We start from the raw sequence: 16,720 nt of genomic DNA, 5'->3' as shown, positions 1-16,720 counted from the left end.
TCGGCTCATGCCGCACAATCTGCAAGCTTCAAGTAGATCGAGGCGGGGAACAGCGGGATCCCTGCTTTGGCCGCTCCTTTTTTTCGGCACTTCCCTCGCCCTATCCCCGGCCATCGAGCCGGCATGGGGTCAGGAAACTTCTCAAAACAACGGCACCGCCTCCAACCTGCCTTTGCTCAACCGCTTGGATGCCCTGGAAGAGCTGCGGCAGGCGCTCAGCCTGCCCACCACCTCCATCCAAACGGAGGCCGTGACGCTGGATGGGCGGCGGCTGTTTTTGGTCGCCGCGCTGCAGGGGGATCCCGGCAGCGTGCCGCCGGTGTCGCAGCGGGCCCGCTCCATCGAACAAACCCTGCGCCAGTTGGCCCAGTCGGGCCTTGACCCGGAAACACTGCGGGTGGAGGTCGTCCTCGACAGCCAAACCAATCAGCCGGTGATCCGGGTGAATGGACGCCATTTGATGACCATCACCTCTCTGGATGCTCAGCTTCAGGGCAGCCAGCCGATGGATTGGGCCGAACAGGTGGCGGGCATTGTCGAGGAGGCCCTGCGCACCTGGCAGCGGGAGCGACAGCCCCAGTTTTTGCGCCGCCAAGCCCTGATAGCCCTCGCCATTCTGGCAGCAGCGGCAAGCCTGAGCCGGCTTTGTCAACGAGAACGACGACGGCTGCAGCAAAAACGCGATGCCCTGCAGGCGGAGTACCAGGCCATCCAAGCAGAGGTGCAGGAGCGCCTCCAGGGGGAGCCGGGCGAGGATCCCGTCTTGGTCGAACAACAGGCAGGGCGCAAACGGCAGGCATCCTATTTGGAGCTGCACATTCGTCTGCTGCGCCTGGTGCAGGTTGGCCTGTGGACGGGCGGCGTTGGGGTGAGTTTGGGCCTTTTCCCCCAAACACGACCCTTGCAAACGTTTCTCCTGGTCTCGCTGCGCGGCCCTCTGCTGCGCTTGGCAGGGGTGGGCCTGGCGACTTATGGCAGTGTTTGGCTGAGCAGCCTGCTGCTGGACGGCCTCTTCGCCGCCTTGCGCCAGGAGCAGTGGCAAAATGCCCCCACCTATCGCCTCAGCAAACGCCTCAGCACCTTTGCCGGTGTCTCCAAAGGAGTGACAGCCACCGCGCTGGTTTTGCTGGGATCCCTGGTCGGCTTGGCCTCGGTGGGGGTGAATATCGGCCCTTTGGTGGCCAGCCTGGGCTTTATCGGGCTGGGGATTTCCCTGGCTGCCCAGGATTTGATCAAAGACGTGATCAACGGGCTGTTGATTTTGCTGGAAGACCAATTTGCCGAAGGAGATGTGATCGTGGTGGATGGGCGGGGCGGCCTGGTGGAACACATGGATCTGCGGCTAACCCAGTTGCGCAACACCGAAGGCAGCCTGATCTCCATTCCCAACAGCGCCATTCGGGTGGTGGAGAACCTCTCCAACGGCTGGTCGCGGGTGGATTTGGGGATCGTGATCGCCTACGAAAACGACCTGGAACAGGCCATCCGCATCACCGAGCAGGTGGCGCTCCAGATGTACCGGGAGCCGGCTTGGCGGGACAAGATCCTCGAGCCCCCCGAGATGCACGGCGTCGATGACCTGGGGGAGCGGGGGATCACCCTGCGCATCTGGATCAAGGTGCAGCCCCTGCAGCAGTGGCGGGTGGCGCGGGAATATCGCCGTCGCCTCAAACATGCCTTCGACCAAGCCGGGATCCGGATTCCGTTTCCGCAGCAAACCCTCTGGTTCCACAGCCCCTTGGAGATGCGCATCCAGGGCCTCAGCCCAGAGGAGACCCACCGCCTGCTGCGCCTGATGGAGTCGCGGCTGGAGGCCCGTCCGCGGGAAAGGGATCTTGATCCAGAAGACCTCACAGACCAGGTTCCTGCCGAGGGTCTTCATCGCCCTTAGCCGCCCGGCTGGCCTGCAAGCTACTCGTCGCCGATGATTTCCGGCTCAGTCAGTTCATCCGACATCTCGATGACGGCGCGGCGGATGGGCTTCATCCAGCCATCTTCCAGATCGTCGGGATCGTCGTAGCGACGGCGCTTGGCCCGGTTGGCCACCTGTACTGTGATGCGGTAGCGATTTTTGGAGGCGTTGATCAGAGCCTCTACCCGACGCATCAGCTCGTCGTTGTCGATAGCCAGTTGATGCTTGCGTGGGGCCATCATCGCAGTTTTAACCTTGGCATCTATTGTTACAGGGGATCCTGATTTTAGCAGAGAACCGGCCAATCCTTCCCTTGCTCAGCGCCCGACCGACTTACGCACTGCGATCAAGCTGCTGCCGGTGCCCAGAAAAACCCCCATCCCCAACAGCAGCAGCGGCAAGAACCAAAACTCCAGTTGGCCGGGATCCGCCTGCATCACCTTGAGAAAGGGCAAGGCGATCAACCGCTCCAGCACCTCCTGCAGCAACTGTCGGGATCCCAGAACCAAGCCCCAAGCCCCTAGCGCGCTGATCACCCCGAACAGGCAGCCCTGCAAAATAAAGGGCAAGTAAATCCAAGCTGCCGTTGCCCCCACCAGTTGCATCACCTCGATCTCCCGCCGCCGCGCCATGACGATCAGCCGAATGGTGGTGGTGATCACAGCCACCGCCGTCAGGGCCAACACCCCGGTGATGCCCAGGGATCCCAGCCGCAGCATCTCCTGAATTTGGGCCAGTTGTTCCACGATGCGGCTGCCGTAGTACACCTCGTCTACCCCTTCCAATTGGCGAATCTGTGCCGCCACCTCCCCCAGGGCTTCGGCGGAATCCGCCTTGACCCGCAGGGCATCCACCAAAGGGTTCTCCCCCAACTGGGTTTCCATCGCCGCCTCATCCTGGATCCCCATCTCGATGAGGAGGGTGCGCCAAGCTTGGTCTTTGGTGATGACCTTCACCGCCACCACGTGGGGCAATTGGGCGACCTGGGACTGCAACTCCACCCCTTGGCGTTCCGGCTCCAGATAGACGGAGATCTCCAGTTGCTCCCCCAGGGATCGCACCGTCGCATCCACCCCCCAAGACAGCTCCACGCCGATCCCCACCAAAAACAGCAACACCAGCAGGGTGCTCACCGCCGCCCAGTTCAGCCAGCCTCCCCGCCGCAACCCCAAAAAAGTCTCTTGCAGGAGATAGCGAATCTTGTTGAGAAATCGGGAGAGAGATTGCATGCTGTTTACCGCCCAACACTGCCAGTAAACCCAATCTTCGGGATTCCCGCCCTATGCAGCGCCTCAGCGCAGATCATACAGGCGTCCTCCTTCCATGCGCACCACCCGGTGGCCGGCCCGCTCCACCAGATGGGGGTCGTGGCTGGTCATGATGACAGTCACCCCAAAAGAATTGAGCCGCTCCAAAATCTGGAGAACCAAGAGCGAGTTTTCCGGATCCAGGTTCCCCGTCGGCTCGTCTGCCAGCAGCAGCACCGGCATGTTAACAATGGCACGGGCCAGGCTGAGGCGCTGCTGTTCTCCTCCCGAAAGCTCATGGGGAAAGCGATCCCGCTTTTCGGTCAGCCCCACCATCTTCAAAGTCGGCCCGATGCGGCGGCGGATTTCGGCGGGGGAGAGCCCTTGGGCGCGCAGCACAAAGGCCACATTTTCCGCCAGGGTGCGGTTGGCCAACAGGCGATAGTCTTGAAAGACCACCCCCAAGCGCCGCCGCAGCATCGCCAGCGGACGGGGTGGAATGCGGTAGGGCCGCCGCCCTTCCGAAGAACATAGGCACACCTGATCCACCACAACCGTGCCCTCGGTGGCCTGTTCGTCCCCGTAGAGCAGTCGCAAGAGGGTGGACTTGCCCGCTCCCGACACGCCGGTAACAAACACGAACTCGCCGCGGCGCACCTCCAGGTTCACATCCTGAAAAATCAAGTTGCCGTTGGGGAAGACCTTGCTCACGCCCCGCAGGGACACCATGCTGGCTGGGGCCTGCAAAGATCCCGGCTGGGTGCTGCTGTACAAGCTCAAGGGGGCCAGATGAGGAGTGGGAGCTGTACCGGCCCAACGGTGAACGCGAGGGGAATAGCCGATGTGCTGACCAAGCATCATAAGGAAGCGCCTACAAAAGAGGAAGACGAGGAAGCGCCGGCAGGCTAGGGGCGCCAGCGAGAAGCGGGATCCCACAGCACCCGCCAGGCAAACCTGGGCAAAGCCAACATGCGTCGCCAGCGCCAAGGTTCCTGATAGAGACGATACAACCATTCCAGGTGATGGTCACGCCACCAGCGGGGGGCTCGCCGTTTTTGGCCGGCCCAAATGTCGAAGCTGCCCCCCACCCCCATCCAGATGGCCTGGGGCAAGAGGCTGCGCCATCTCTGGATCCACAGCTCCTGGCGCGGGGAGCCCAGCCCCACCCACACCAGTTGCGGCTGGAAGTCCTGGAGAGTGTGCAGCAGGTTTTCTTCCTCGGCAGGGGAGAAGTAGCCGTGGTAGCCCCAAATGGACAGAGAGGGAAAGCAAGCGTGCCAATGTTGAATCGCTGCCCGGTTGACTTCCGGCCTTCCCCCCACCAAGGCCAAGCGCCACCCCCGTTCTGCCGCCAGCGCGATCAGGGCTTCGGCCAGCTCGATCCCCGGCACCCGCTGGACGCGGATCCCCTGCCGCCGCAAAGCCCACACCACCCCCGCCCCATCTGGGATCACCAGCTCTGCTCGTTGTAGCACCTGGGCAAAGGCCGGATCCCGCTGCGCCTGCATGATCATCTCTGGGTTACAAGTAACCACCTGGGCGCCCTGCCTCTCCTGAATACGCGCCTCGATCCAGGTGGCATAGCTCTGTAGACTGGCTTCTGGCAGAGCCAGGTGTAGGTTCACACCCAGAATTGAATGGCTTGCTAACGACACCACCACCGTTGCTGATTTCTCTTATTGGCTTGGGCTATATGGTGCGGCAGACGGCGCTGCCGGAGTTTCGAGCTGCCGGATTGGCCCATCTTTACTTCGTGGGCTTGGTCTGGACACTGGTGATCGCCCTGGGCATGATTCTCTCGGTGCTGCCTTTTGTCGGTCGTACCCCTCTAGCGGCTTTGAGCCAATATCTGGGGGTGTTTTGGCTGTGGCAAATGGGGTTGGGCCACTGGCTCAACGGCCTGGTGGATCCGCCGCGCCTTCCCTACTGGATCACCGGTGGGATCCAGATCTTGGCCGGAGTTGCCTGCCTGCTGTGGGGGCTGGAGTGGCAGTATGCGGTGGCAGGGGGGATCGGGGCTTTGGCCATGCTGCTTCTGATCCCGCTGCATGGATCTCGATAGATCTCACTGATCTCCCTCTGAGGCCTTATCCAGGTGCACCTGCCAGACTTGGCCCAGCGCCCTCACCTCATCCCCAAGGCGCAATTTGCGCCCGCGGCGGGTTTCCACCTCGCCATTGACCTGCACCTGTCCGGCTTGGATCAACTGCTTGGCCTGCCCACCGGTGGACACAACCCCCGCCCACTTGAGAAACTGATCCAGCTTAATCACGGGATCTGTCGCCATCACTGCACCCAAAGGGTTTTGACATCGACCAGTTGTCCCATTGCCTGTTTCTCCACTCTGGCATTTGCATTCTGCCCGGAATGGGGCTCGGGAGAGAAAAATTGGTGATGTTTGGGATCAGGGTTGCAAGCTGCTCGTGGTTGCCGTTGGATCCCCGGCCCAGAACTCATAAGCGGCTTGCGACAGGCTGGCGATCAGCTCTTCGGCTCTGGGGTCGTTGGGGGTTTCTCGCTTCACCCACACCGCCGCCACATAGCGTCGCCCGTTGGGCAAATCCAGGATCCCGGCATCTCCCACCACCGAGCGCAGGGTTCCCGTCTTGTGGGCAATGCGCACCTCCTGGCCCAGGTGGGGTCGAAAGTAGGAAGGCCGTTGGGTACGCCAGAGAATGTCCAAAAAGCGGTCGCGGCTGCGGCGGCTAAGCATGCGCCCCTGTTCCACTTGGCTGAGCAACCAAACCATGTCGCGTGGGCTGCTGGTGTTGGTGCCCTCCAGATCCGGTAGCCACCAGGAAATTTGCGTGTGCTGTAGCCCCCACTGACGAAATTTTTGGTTGAGAGCCTCCTGTCCACCCAGGCGATCGATGATCAGATTGGTGGCGAAGTTGTCGCTGAGGGTGCTCATCAGGGTGGCCGCCTCCAGGGCAGAGACCTGGGATCCCAGGGGACGGGTTTGGAGCACGCCCGCTCCTCCTGCCTTGAGATCTTCCCGCAGGGCGAGCGGTTCATCCAGCCGCACCTGCCCGGTTTCCACGGCCTGGAAAAAGGCCAAGAGAATGGGGATCTTGATTACGCTGGCGGCAGGAAAAGCCTGATCCGGCCTGACGCCGGCAAAGGCGCCGCTTTCCACCTCCCAAAACAGGGCCCCTGCCGTCAACCCCGGTTGGTCGGCCAAAGCGGCTAGGCGCTCCTGCAAAGCCGGGATCGCCTCTCCCTGCAGGGTATCGCTCGGCCCTGGATCCCCAAGCTGCGTCGTGGCAGGTTCTGTCTGTCCAGTGGGGGTTGATTGCAGCAGTTGCGAGAGGCCGGCCATTGTCAGGCCCAGGATGAGACTGAAGCTCAGGCCCCTGAGCAACACTTCTCCGAGGGCCGGAGAACGTCCTGGGCGGCGAGGCTGGACAGCCCGTTGGCGCAGACGGGCGATGGCTTTTTGGCGGGCCAGACGCAGCGGCTGAGGGTGGGAGGCAGCCGGGGCAGGAAGCAGGCGCCCAGAACCCCCCAATAGGGCATCCTTAGCGGATCGTGAGGGGCGGCGGGGATCCCGAGGCTTCTTGGGCGTTGGTCTCCTCTCCCTTGCTCCGGCCATGAGAACAACTGCTCCCACACAAGGCTTGCGTAAAGATGTTGACAGTTTTACCAGCTCTGGTGGCTCGGTTTAATTAAACACACAAATTGGCCAACCTGACCCGACCCAGACATCAATCAAACCGTTGCGGCCTCAACCCCGGCAGAGACGGAGTCCTTGTTGCCAGATATCTGCTTGCCTGCCGGGGCCTTTGGCTAGCGCTTGCAGAGCCGGTATACCGGCAAGGTGAAATGAAAGCTGCTGCCTTTGCCCAGGACAGATTCCACCCAAATCTGGCCATAGTGGGCGCGCACAATCCGCCGGCAGAGGGAAAGGCCGATGCCATAGCCCTCCTGCTGTTGATCCCGGGACAGACGAACGGAATCGGAGAAGATGCTCTCCTGGTCGGCTTCCGGGATCCCGGGGCCGGTATCGCTGACGGTCACCTGCACCTTTTGGCTGGTGCGATGGAGGACATCGAGGCGGATGGATCCCTCGGCAGGGGTGTACTTGATGGCGTTATCCAGCAGGTTGAACAGAACTTGGCGGATCTTGTCGGGATCCACATGAACAGAAGGCAGATCGACGGGAATATCCGCTTGAAACTGCAGCCGCTTGGCTTGCATGCGCGGCTGTAGCTCTTCGATCACCGGCTGACACAGGCTGGGCAACTGGGTTTCTACGGCTCGAATCCTCAGCTCCGAGGCGGCGCCCCGGGCTGACTCGAGAATATCGGTGATCATGCTGTCCATCTTGCGCAGTTGCTGGCGGGCGTGGTCGAACAACTGCCGCTCCAGCGCTTTGTCCAGGGATCCCTCGCGCCCCTGCTGGAGGGTTTCGACCGCCAGAGCCGTGGCCGTCAGGGGGCTGCGCAAATCGTGTACCAACATGGCCAGAACGCGGTCTTTGAAGTCCAACTGCTCCTGCAATTGGGCCCGTTCCTGCCGCAGCAAAAACACCTCTTCCGACATTTGCAACAGCGCCTCGGTGGTCGGGGGAGGGGTGGGATCCTGTCCTGCACCTTCTTGTTGGGAGGCCAAGGCCGCCTGGCCCTGCCAACGGGGCCACCACACTTCCAACTGTGTTGCCAAGTCGGCCCCCGCCAAGACCTGAGCGGGCAGAGGTTCGGCCTTGACCAGAGCTGGAGTCGCCACCAACTTGTAATGCTCCGCCAGGTAGGGGTGCTCCTCCAGCGGCACCACTTTTAGTTGGGCAGGGTATTGGCCGGGTAACCCCTGGATGTGCTGAAGCAGATGCTTCTCAAGTTCAGCAACGACGGTTCGACTCTTGGCAAACAACAGCAGGCGAATGACAGAACGAGCGGAGGTGAGATCTGGCGAAGTCTGCATAGGCCGAAATCCAAAAGGCCAGAGGTTGGCGTTTCAGCAGCCGGGATTGCCATCTGCTCGAGCTGTGGGATCCACTGCTGCTTGTTCTTTCCTAACACTTAACCTTGGGGAAAAGCTGAAAAGGAACAGCGAACGTAGCGAGAGACCCCCAGAGTGCACCTTTTCCGCCCAACTGACAACCGTGGAACTCAGTGAAACAGGTAGGCCAACCCCACCAGCAGGGCCACCAACCCCACCGCTGTCAGGGTGAAGTGAAGCAGAGAGGTCCTGCCTTTGCGCACCATGTTGCGCATGGCCAGGCGGGTATAGCTCGGGGGGGATCCCTGCTGCTCCGCAACGCTTGCGCGAATGCCGGTCGAAGAAGAATCTGCAGAAGAAGGCTGCGCCATCCGAATGACCAGAGCAATAACTTAACCCTGTCTCCAGGCTAGCTCAATCTGCCTGCCAGACATCGGCATCGTTTTGGGGTAACCTGCCGATTGCAGCGAAGCGATGGCTGTTGGGCGGGGATCTTCCGGTGCCAAAATAACGACAGCATCCCCCTCCTTGGCGCTTATGTTGCAGGTTCAGCATCTTTCCTACCATCCGGCAGCCGTTTCCCAGCCGATTCTCAAGGATCTCTCCTTTGAGCTGGGCCCGAACCAGTTGGGGCTGATCGTGGGCAAAAGTGGGGCCGGCAAGAGCACCCTGCTGGAAATCTTGGCCGGCTTGGCGCGGCCCACCCAGGGACGGATTGCCTGGGGCGGGACGGAGCTCTCCCTCAACCAGTTGCGCAGCCTGGCGGGGTTGGTGTTTCAGTTCCCGGAGCGGCACTTTTGTGGCTTGACGGTGCTGGAGGAAATGCGCTTCGGCCACCCGGAACTGCAGCAAAAGGAGATCGAGAATGTCCTCCAGCAGGTGGGATTGGCAGGGATCCCTCTGCATACCTTCCCCAACCACCTCAGCGGCGGGCAACAGCGGCGCTTGGCCCTGGCGGTGCAGCTCATTCGCGGCCCGTTTCTGCTGCTGCTGGACGAGCCGACGGCGGGGCTGGATTGGTCCGTGCGGCGGCAGTTGATCGAGCTGTTGGCCCGGCTGAAATCCACCTGGACGGTGTTGGTGGTTTCCCACGACCCGGAGGAGCTGTCCTCTATTGCCGATGTGCAGTGGACGTTGCAGGCGGGATCCCTACAGCCGGTGCCGGCAGAGGCGCTGCTTCACAAGTAGCGGCGCGGATCCACCGGTTGGCCGTTGACCCGCACTTCAAAGTGAACATGAGGCCCGGTGGAGAGGCCGGTGGAGCCAGAAGCGGCAATGGCCTGCCCCCGCTGTACCTGCTGGCCCACCCCGACGGCGACGCGGCTGTTGTGGGCATAGAGGGTGGTGATGCCGCCGCCGTGGTTCACAATCACCGTGTAGCCGTAGCCGCCGTACCAACCGGCGTAGATGACCGTGCCCCGGTCTGATGCCCGAACTGGCGTGCCGGTGGGCACACCGAAGTCGATCCCCGCATGAAAGCGGCGGCTGCGATAGAGGGGGTGAACCCGCCAGCCGAAGCCACTGGTGATCGGCCCGCGCACCGGTGGGATCAACCGGCCCGTCCCCTGAACCGGATCCCCACCCCCTCGCTGCTGAGCCTGCTGGGCGATCAGTTGCTGGATGAGGACGGTCAACTGTTGAGAATCGGCTTCCAAACGCCGTTGGGCTGCTTCATAGGCAGCGCGCTCGTTGGCCAGGCGGCCCACCAGTTGCTCTTGGGCGGCAGCCTGCTGCTGCAGTTGGTTTTTCTGGGCGGCCAGCTCCTGCAAAATCAAAGAAATCTCGTTGCGCTGCATCTCCAGAGCAACGCGCTGCTGCTCCACCTCCTCAGCCATCGCCTGTAGCTCCCGGATCAACTGCCGGTCGGCCTCGATCAGCAATTGCAACTGGTGGCGGCGATCGAAAAACTCGTTCAGGTCGCGGCTGGTGAGCAGCAAAGCCCACCAATGTTCTGCCCCCTGCCGCTGCATGTAGCGCAAGCGGGCGGCCGTGCCCTGCTGCTGCCGCCTCAGGCGGTCTTGCAGCTCCTGGAGCTCTTGCTGCGCTTGCTCTAGGGCCTTCTGGGCCTGTTCCAGACGATATTGGTTGTCGCGCAGGCTGGCTTCGGTTTGGCGAATGTTTTGGCGCAGGGATCCCATGCGGCGGCGGGCCTCTTCTTCGGCCTGGCGCACTTCTCCGAGGCGGCGCTGAGTGCTCTGGATTTGTTGCTGGATCTGCTGCTGGCGCTGCTGCAGTTGGTTAACATTCTGCGCCTGAGACGGGGCCATTTCCCACAGCAGCAGACAGAGGGCGAGCAATCCGAACACCATCCACCCTTTCAGCCTGTGTGCCACACGACTCAGACTTGTCACTCCCCACACCCTCTGCAACAGACCTACCGACCCTAAGGATACAAAGATTTGCCAGGATCTGACCGAGCCCAACTGGATTGTTGCCCCCCGGTCTCGCTACTCCAAATGGCGATGGGCTGGCCGCCCGCCTATCGGCAAAACTTCAGGCTAAAAATAGTAAAAATAATACGAGAATGACAAAAATCGACCCAAGAGCCATCTCATACAAACGGGACACCATGCGCCACTTGCGAGTCTGGGGGGCTTCTTCCTCCTCTCTGCCCAGTTCAATATTGGCTAGAGAGACAACAAGGCCACAGATGGCTGATAAAAGGAGGAACCAGCGACGCCACGAAAGAATGGGAAAAGCAAACGCTCCAACCAGTGCTGTAAACGCACAAACAGTTGCTCCCATAAACACCAGCTTTGCCCGTTCTCTGTTCATCTGTTAACCTTCTCCCAAAAGGGAATTTTTACAATTTATTCTTGGTTACAATTTATTCTTGTTTTGCCGACAAGCCGGTTTTGTTATTTCTGGATTCTAAGCGCCATTCTCCCCTCACCGACCGCCAGCGGTACGACGTCGGCTGCCCCACATCCCTGTTGGGTTTCGTGGTCTGGGCCTGAGGGCAAAGTTTAGGTGCGGTTTGGCAATGGAAGTCGCTGCGGGCGTGAGCAACATGAGGTGGATTGGTCTGGCCCAACCCCACGGTTGGCGTAGCGTGCCATGGGGAATGCCAGAGCGCAGGACTGAGAGCTCCCCGAACCCCTTAAAAGCTAAATTGAGAGTTAAGGGTGAGTTGCCACGCAAGCTAAGATCGGCAAATCCTGTCTATCGATAGAGGATCCGCGTCGGCCATGATGACCGTAATGGAGTTTTTCGCCCTCAGTGCTGGGGAGTGGATGTGCCAGCGCACCAGCCATCACTTGGCTTTTCGCCGCTCTGAGGGAGGGAGGTCGAAAGTCCAGATTGCCACGCTTGCGCCAACCGATCCAGCCGTCATCCGGGTTTGTGAGCTGTTCAAGGTGGATCCGCAGCGAGCTGTGGGAGCAGCGCGGGTGCGGTGGGATGGCGAGCAGGAGTGGGACAACGAAGAGTACAAAGGCGATGTGGTGCTGGTTCCCATCCCCGATGAGGTCGATCCCATGCGCGGGCAATTGCTGCGGGATCAGGGCTATGCCGAAAAAATACCGGTGGCCGGTACCTATGTGATGGGATCCGACGGCGCCCTCACCCTCTACACCGAATATGAGATGACCGAGTCAGAGGAGCGCATCTGGTTTGCCAGCCCGAACCTGCGCCTGCGGGCCAGCACCGTCAAGCGCTTTGGTGGCTTTAGCATGGCTTCTTTCTGCTCTGAGGTGCGCAAACTTTCGGCCAGCCCTTCCCCCCTCTCGGCCATGGCCGAGTCCCGCTCTCCCTAGGCGTGTGCTGACCAGAAAGCTCGCCGGCGCCGGATCCCTGGCTGAAAGTTGCCTGCTTTTGGGTCTGGGGAGAGCCTCAGCCGGCAAGGGATGGGCTAAAACCTCTGTTGGTGGGTTATTTGTAGACGGAAAACCCCGGCTGTGGCGGATCTAAGCGATTTTATCCAGGGTATTGAGCAGCTTATCGAGCTAGCCCAGAAACTGGACGAGAAAAGAAACACGGGGGAGCTGCGAACCGAGGTGCGCATCCAGGCCCGTCCTTTGGGCAGCTCTATCCCCCCTTCCGGCTCCATCCCCCGTCGCCGCAGCAGCGCCCAGACGGGGGATCCCTCCTGGAGCAGCGAGCCTCAGGTGATGTCCACAGCAAGCTGGCGCGAACAGCCCAAGGCCGCTCCTTCGCCTGATTTGGCCGCTGACCGCCTCAGCGGGACGGAATCCGGCCCAGGGCCGCGCCTCAGGGATGTGGGGGGGCTGAGGGAACAGCTCCAAGCTTTGCGGGAAATGGTCGAGATCCCCCTCAAGCGGCCCGATCTGCTGGCCAAGCTGGGACTGGATCCGCCCCGTGGCGTGCTGTTGGTGGGAGCCCCAGGCACCGGCAAGACTCTGACTGCCCGCGCCCTGGCCGAGAGCCTGGGGGTGAACTACATTGCCGTTGTCGGCCCGGAACTGATCGGCAAGTATTACGGGGAGGCGGAGGCGCGCCTGCGGCAGCTATTTGAGAAGGCGGCTAAGTCTGCCCCCTGTCTGGTGTTCATCGACGAAATCGATGCTCTTGTCCCCAACCGCGCCACTGTCGAGGGGGAGGTAGAAAAACGCCTGGTGGCTCAAATGCTGGGGCTGATGGACGGGTTTGCGGCTCAAAAAGGTGTTGTGGTGCTGGCGGCCACCAACCGGCCTGAGGCCCTGGATCCGGCCCTGCGGCGACCGGGGCGCTTTGACCGGGAGATCATCTTTAAGGTGCCGGATCGGGAGGGGCGGCGGGAGATCCTGGCCATTCACACCCGCGGCATGCCGCTGGCGGAGGATGTGGATTTGGACAGCCTGGCGGATCAGACGCTAGGCTTTGTGGGGGCGGATCTGCGCGGCCTGTGCCAGGCGGCAGCCTATGCAGCTTTGCGGCGCCAGGTGCCGGATTTGGAATCCCCCATTCCCGAATCCCTAAAAGTCACAGCAGCGGACTTTCAGCAGGCTCTGCAACAGGTAAAGCCGGCGGTGTTGCGCTCGGTGGAAATTGAGTCGCCCCAGGTGAGCTGGGATCAGATCGGCGGCCTGGAGCACGCCAAGCAGATTTTGCAGGAGGCCATCGAGGGATCCCTGCTGCACCCGGAGCTGTACGAGCAGGCCCAGGCCCAGGCCCCCAAAGGGATCCTCCTCAGCGGGCCCCCCGGCACCGGCAAGACGCTGCTGGCCAAGGCCATCGCCTCCGAGGCCAAGGCCAATTTCATCGCCGTCTCCGGCCCGGAGCTGCTCAGCAAATGGGTGGGATCCTCCGAGCAGGCGGTGCGGGAACTCTTTGCCCGCGCCCGCCAGTGTGCCCCTTGCGTCATCTTCATCGATGAGATCGACACCCTCGCTCCCGCGCGAGGCAGCTACTCCGGCGATAGTGGCGTCAGCGACCGTGTCCTGGGGCAACTCCTGGCCGAACTGGACGGGATCCGCCCCAGCCAGGGGGTGCTGGTGGTGGCGGCCACCAATCGCAAAGCCAGTTTGGATCCCGCCCTCACCCGTGCCGGACGGCTGGAGCTGCACCTGAGTGTGGAGCTGCCGGATCGCGCCGGGCGGTGGGAAATCTTATCTGTACATAACCGCAAGCGTCCCCTGGGGCCGGATGTGGATTTACAGGGGTGGGCCGAGCAGACCCAAGGTTGGAGCGGTGCCGATCTGGCTCTATTGAGCAACCGTGCCGCCATTGCCGCCATCCGCCGCCACCGCGCCACTGCCGAGACGGTGGATGCCAAAACCCTGGTCATCTGCCAGGAAGACTTTGCCCAGGCCTTTGCCGAGCTGCAGCAGCAGCGGCAGGCCAGCTAGAAGACAGGGATCGCTTGCCATTCCGGCCGCCGGTGGGCGTGGGCCGCCTCGCCGCAGGTGCGGGGAGTGGGAAAGATCTTGTCGGGGTTGGCGATGTGCTGCGGGTCAAATACCTGCCGCACCCACTGCATGCTCTCCAAATCCGTGGGCGTAAACATCTCCGACATGTAGCAGCGTTTCTCCGCCCCGATGCCGTGCTCGCCAGAAAGGCTACCCCCCAGGCGCACACAGAGTTTGAGAATCTCGCCCCCCAGCTTCTCCACCTGCTCCAGGGATCCCGGCACCGACTCGTCGTAGAGGATCAGCGGATGGAGATTGCCGTCGCCGGCATGGAACACATTGGCCACCGGGTAGCCGTATTCGCGGCTGAGGCGCTCGATTTCTTTGAGGACATAGGCTAGCTGGCTGCGGGGGATCACCCCATCCTGGACGTAGTAGTTGGGGCTGAGCTTGCCCATTGCAGCAAAGGCCGCCTTGCGCCCCTTCCATAGCCGCGCCCGCTCTTCTGGGCCGGCTGCCACTTGCACCTGGCGGGCCCCGTTTTTGAGGCACAGCGCCCTCACCTGTTGGCCGGCTTCCTCCACCTCCAGCTCCAGCCCGTCCACCTCCACCAGCAAGATGGCCGCCGCATCCCGCGGGTAGCAGCCCAACTGCACCACATCCTCGACGGCGTTGATGCTGAAGTTGTCCATGATCTCCAGGCCGGCGGGGATGATCCCGGCAGCGATAATGTCAGAGACGGCGGATCCCGCTGCTTCTACACTGTCGAAGTCCGCCAGCAAAACCTGAACCTGGGCCGGGGTTTTCAGCAGGCGCAGGGTAATCTCGGTAGCGATGCCCAGGGTGCCCTCGGAACCGACAAACAGACCTACCCAGTCGTAGCCGGGCATCTCCGGGATCTTGCCCCCCCAGCGCACCACTTCCCCATCCGGCAGCACCACCGTCAAGCCGAGGATGTGGTTGGCTGTTACCCCGTACTTGAGGCAGTGGACGCCGCCGGAGTTTTCCGCCACATTGCCGCCGATGGAGCAAACCGACTGGCTAGAGGGATCCGGCGCATAAAAATAGCCCTGGTCGGCCACCGCTTGGGTAATCCAGGCGTTGATCACCCCCGGCTGCACCACCATGCAGCGGTTGTCTAGGTCAATCTCCAGGATCTGTTTCATCAGGGTGGTGGCAATGACGACGCTATTTTCCAGGGGTAGCGCCCCTCCCGAAAGGCCAGTGCCGGATCCCCGCGCCACAAAGGGCACCTGGTAGCGGCTGCACAGCTTCACCACCTGCGCCACCTCTTCTGTGGTGCGCGGCAACACCACCAAAGCCGGCCTTTGCCGGTAGCTGGTCAGCCCGTCACACTCGTAAACCAACAGCTCCTCCGGCTTGCTGATCACTCGCCGGGGATCGAGAATTTTTTTGAGCTCAGCCGTCAGCTTGATCCAGTCGAAGGTGAGGCCAGCTTGCAGAGGATGGGAAGCGCGGACAACCATAGAGCGTTGGCGAGAAATGTGCTTAGGGGAGATATCGTCACTATAGTCTGGATAGTCTGGCTGGAGAGCCTATGCAGTCCCGCAGCGCCGAACAGATTCTCAAACAAGTGCGGCAGCTCTACGACCTCTACCCCTTCCCGCCACAGCCCATCGGCACCGTTTCCCCGCCGGGGTGGAACTGGCGCTGGAGCTGGCCCCAGGCCTATGCCTTTTGCACAGGTGCTCATCCAGGCCGCCGCCCAGTGCGCATCCTGGACGCCGGCTGCGGCTCTGGGGTGGGGACGGAGTATATCGCCCACCAAAACCCCAACGCCGAAATCTGGGCTTTTGACCTGAGCAGCCGCGCCCTGGAGATTGCCGAGGCCCGCTGCCGGGCTTCCCAGGCACCACCGGTGCACTTTCGCCAGCTCAACGTTTACGACATCGACCAACTGCCGGGGCAGTTCGACTTCATCAACTGCGTAGGCATGCTCCACCACCTCCCGGATCCGGTGGCGGGGCTGCAGGCTCTGGCAAACAAGCTGGCTCCCGGCGGGATCCTGCACCTATTTGTGTACGGCGAGCTGGGCCGCCACGAGATCCGCCTGATGCAGAAGGCCATCCGCCTCTTGGTCACTGGCTCAGAGCATCAGCCGCTAGCTTCCGCAGAACACCTACAGCAAGGGCTCCAGGTGGGCCGCCGCCTTTTCCAGATTTTGCCAGACAGCAACCGCATCCAGCAGCAGGAACGCGCCCGCTGGGCCATCGAAAACGTGGACGACGAATGCTTTGCCGATATGTACCTGCACCCGCAGGAAGTGGACTACACCATCGAGACGCTGTTTGAGCTAATTCAGGCTTCAGAGCTGCAGTTTTTGCGCTTTTCCAACCCAGAGTTCTGGCGGCTGGAGCGGGTGTTGGGCAAAGATGAAACCCTACTGGCCCAGGCAGCCCAACTGCCGGAGCCGGAGCGCTACCGCCTAATCGAGCTGTTGGATCCGGTGGTGGCCCACTACGAGCTCTTTCTCGGCAAGCCCCCTATTCGCCGCTGGGAATGGATCCATCCAGAGGATGTGGCCGCGGCAGTTGCCCACCTCAGCCCCTGCCTGGGCCTGTGGCCGGGGCGGAGCCTCTTCAACTACGCCTATGAGGCCATCTCCCTCAGCGAGGAAGCCTTCGCCTTCCTGCAGCAGGTGGACGGGATCCGCACCGTCCAAGCCCTTCAAGAAAGCCTAGACTCTCCCCTGAGCTGGCCGCAGTTGCAGCAGTTGCTGCGCTGGCAAGTGTTGCTTTTGGAGCCGCAAGAGAACAGTTTTTGAGGGCTCTTGGCGGCTTTGAGACAGGAAGAGGCCATTGCGGCATTTGCTTTCT

At 61.8% G+C, this 16,720-nt stretch carries 17 protein-coding genes; 6 read left to right on the top strand and 11 right to left on the bottom strand.

All coding sequences use genetic code 11. The features are described 5' to 3' along the window. Positions 1-7 precede the first annotated feature (7 nt). Positions 8-1,891, top strand: coding sequence for a mechanosensitive ion channel family protein (locus NW851_RS04545; protein WP_414333362.1), 1,884 nt, complete (start codon positions 8-10; stop codon positions 1,889-1,891). Positions 1,892-1,911: 20 nt separating this feature from the next. Here NW851_RS04545 and NW851_RS04540 read toward each other — a convergent pair whose 3' ends face one another. From NW851_RS04540 to NW851_RS04525, 4 genes are all read right to left on the bottom strand, one after another. Next, positions 1,912-2,151, bottom strand: coding sequence for a DNA-directed RNA polymerase subunit omega (locus NW851_RS04540; RefSeq protein ID WP_414333373.1), 240 nt, complete (start codon positions 2,149-2,151; stop codon positions 1,912-1,914). A gap of 78 nt (positions 2,152-2,229) precedes the next feature. Beyond that, positions 2,230-3,141, bottom strand: coding sequence for a cell division protein FtsX (locus tag NW851_RS04535; RefSeq protein WP_414337157.1), 912 nt, complete (start codon positions 3,139-3,141; stop codon positions 2,230-2,232). A 63-nt stretch (positions 3,142-3,204) separates the two neighbouring features. Continuing rightward, positions 3,205-4,020, bottom strand: a complete 816-nt coding sequence (locus tag NW851_RS04530) for a cell division ATP-binding protein FtsE (RefSeq protein WP_414333366.1) — start codon at positions 4,018-4,020, stop codon at positions 3,205-3,207. A gap of 44 nt (positions 4,021-4,064) precedes the next feature. Further along, positions 4,065-4,814: a WecB/TagA/CpsF family glycosyltransferase gene (locus NW851_RS04525; protein WP_414337171.1), complete on the bottom strand. Its 750-nt coding sequence runs from the start codon at positions 4,812-4,814 to the stop codon at positions 4,065-4,067. A gap of 8 nt (positions 4,815-4,822) precedes the next feature. On the opposite strand from NW851_RS04525, the gene NW851_RS04520 reads away from it, so the two are divergent. Next, positions 4,823-5,221 carry a hypothetical protein gene (locus tag NW851_RS04520; protein ID WP_414337156.1) on the top strand — a complete coding sequence of 133 codons (399 nt, stop codon included), beginning with the start codon at positions 4,823-4,825 and terminating at the stop codon, positions 5,219-5,221. Positions 5,222-5,224: 3 nt separating this feature from the next. Here the strand turns inward: NW851_RS04520 and NW851_RS04515 are convergent, their stop codons facing one another. The 4 genes from NW851_RS04515 to NW851_RS04500 form a co-directional block, all read right to left on the bottom strand. Next, positions 5,225-5,446, bottom strand: coding sequence for an RNA-binding S4 domain-containing protein (locus NW851_RS04515; RefSeq protein WP_414336183.1), 222 nt, complete (start codon positions 5,444-5,446; stop codon positions 5,225-5,227). 117 nt (positions 5,447-5,563) lie between these two features. Further along, positions 5,564-6,667: a serine hydrolase gene (locus tag NW851_RS04510; protein ID WP_414336181.1), complete on the bottom strand. Its 1,104-nt coding sequence runs from the start codon at positions 6,665-6,667 to the stop codon at positions 5,564-5,566. Positions 6,668-6,945: 278 nt separating this feature from the next. Beyond that, the gene (locus tag NW851_RS04505; protein WP_414337155.1) at positions 6,946-8,079 is read right to left on the bottom strand and encodes a histidine kinase; all 1,134 of its coding nucleotides are present in this window, start codon (positions 8,077-8,079) and stop codon (positions 6,946-6,948) included. 188 nt (positions 8,080-8,267) lie between these two features. Beyond that, entirely contained in the window at positions 8,268-8,468 is a 201-nt protein-coding gene (locus tag NW851_RS04500; RefSeq protein WP_414335979.1) for a DUF3285 domain-containing protein, read from the bottom strand. A gap of 166 nt (positions 8,469-8,634) precedes the next feature. Between NW851_RS04500 and NW851_RS04495 the strand changes: the two genes are divergently transcribed. Continuing rightward, the gene (locus NW851_RS04495) at positions 8,635-9,285 is read left to right on the top strand and encodes an ABC transporter ATP-binding protein (protein WP_414335977.1); all 651 of its coding nucleotides are present in this window, start codon (positions 8,635-8,637) and stop codon (positions 9,283-9,285) included. On the opposite strand, the gene NW851_RS04490 is transcribed toward NW851_RS04495, so the two are convergent. Continuing rightward, the gene (locus NW851_RS04490) at positions 9,276-10,406 is read right to left on the bottom strand and encodes a murein hydrolase activator EnvC family protein (RefSeq protein WP_414335975.1); all 1,131 of its coding nucleotides are present in this window, start codon (positions 10,404-10,406) and stop codon (positions 9,276-9,278) included. The two genes, NW851_RS04495 and NW851_RS04490, sit on opposite strands and share 10 nt — an antisense overlap. A gap of 184 nt (positions 10,407-10,590) precedes the next feature. Then, positions 10,591-10,872 carry a hypothetical protein gene (locus NW851_RS04485; RefSeq protein WP_414335973.1) on the bottom strand — a complete coding sequence of 94 codons (282 nt, stop codon included), beginning with the start codon at positions 10,870-10,872 and terminating at the stop codon, positions 10,591-10,593. 416 nt (positions 10,873-11,288) lie between these two features. On the opposite strand from NW851_RS04485, the gene NW851_RS04480 reads away from it, so the two are divergent. Next, a complete protein-coding gene (locus tag NW851_RS04480; RefSeq protein ID WP_414337170.1) occupies positions 11,289-11,852 on the top strand; it encodes a phycobiliprotein lyase in 564 nt (187 codons plus the stop codon). A gap of 141 nt (positions 11,853-11,993) precedes the next feature. Then, on the top strand, positions 11,994-13,883 hold the full coding sequence (locus NW851_RS04475) for an AAA family ATPase (protein ID WP_414337154.1): 1,890 nt from the start codon (positions 11,994-11,996) through the stop codon (positions 13,881-13,883). Here NW851_RS04475 and glcD read toward each other — a convergent pair. Beyond that, on the bottom strand, positions 13,880-15,370 hold the full coding sequence (gene glcD, locus NW851_RS04470; RefSeq protein WP_414333805.1) for a glycolate oxidase subunit GlcD: 1,491 nt from the start codon (positions 15,368-15,370) through the stop codon (positions 13,880-13,882). The two genes, NW851_RS04475 and glcD, sit on opposite strands and share 4 nt — an antisense overlap. Positions 15,371-15,441: 71 nt before the next feature. Between glcD and NW851_RS04465 the strand changes: the two genes are divergently transcribed. Then, positions 15,442-16,668: a class I SAM-dependent methyltransferase gene (locus tag NW851_RS04465; RefSeq protein WP_414337153.1), complete on the top strand. Its 1,227-nt coding sequence runs from the start codon at positions 15,442-15,444 to the stop codon at positions 16,666-16,668. Positions 16,669-16,720: the final 52 nt, after the last annotated feature.

It is taken from the genome of Synechococcus sp. H55.7 (genome assembly GCF_047462395.1).
Lineage (GTDB): Bacteria > Cyanobacteriota > Cyanobacteriia > Thermostichales > Thermostichaceae > Thermostichus.
The sequence above is the reverse complement of the archived record's forward strand: the minus strand, read 5'-3'. Positions and strand labels throughout refer to the sequence as shown.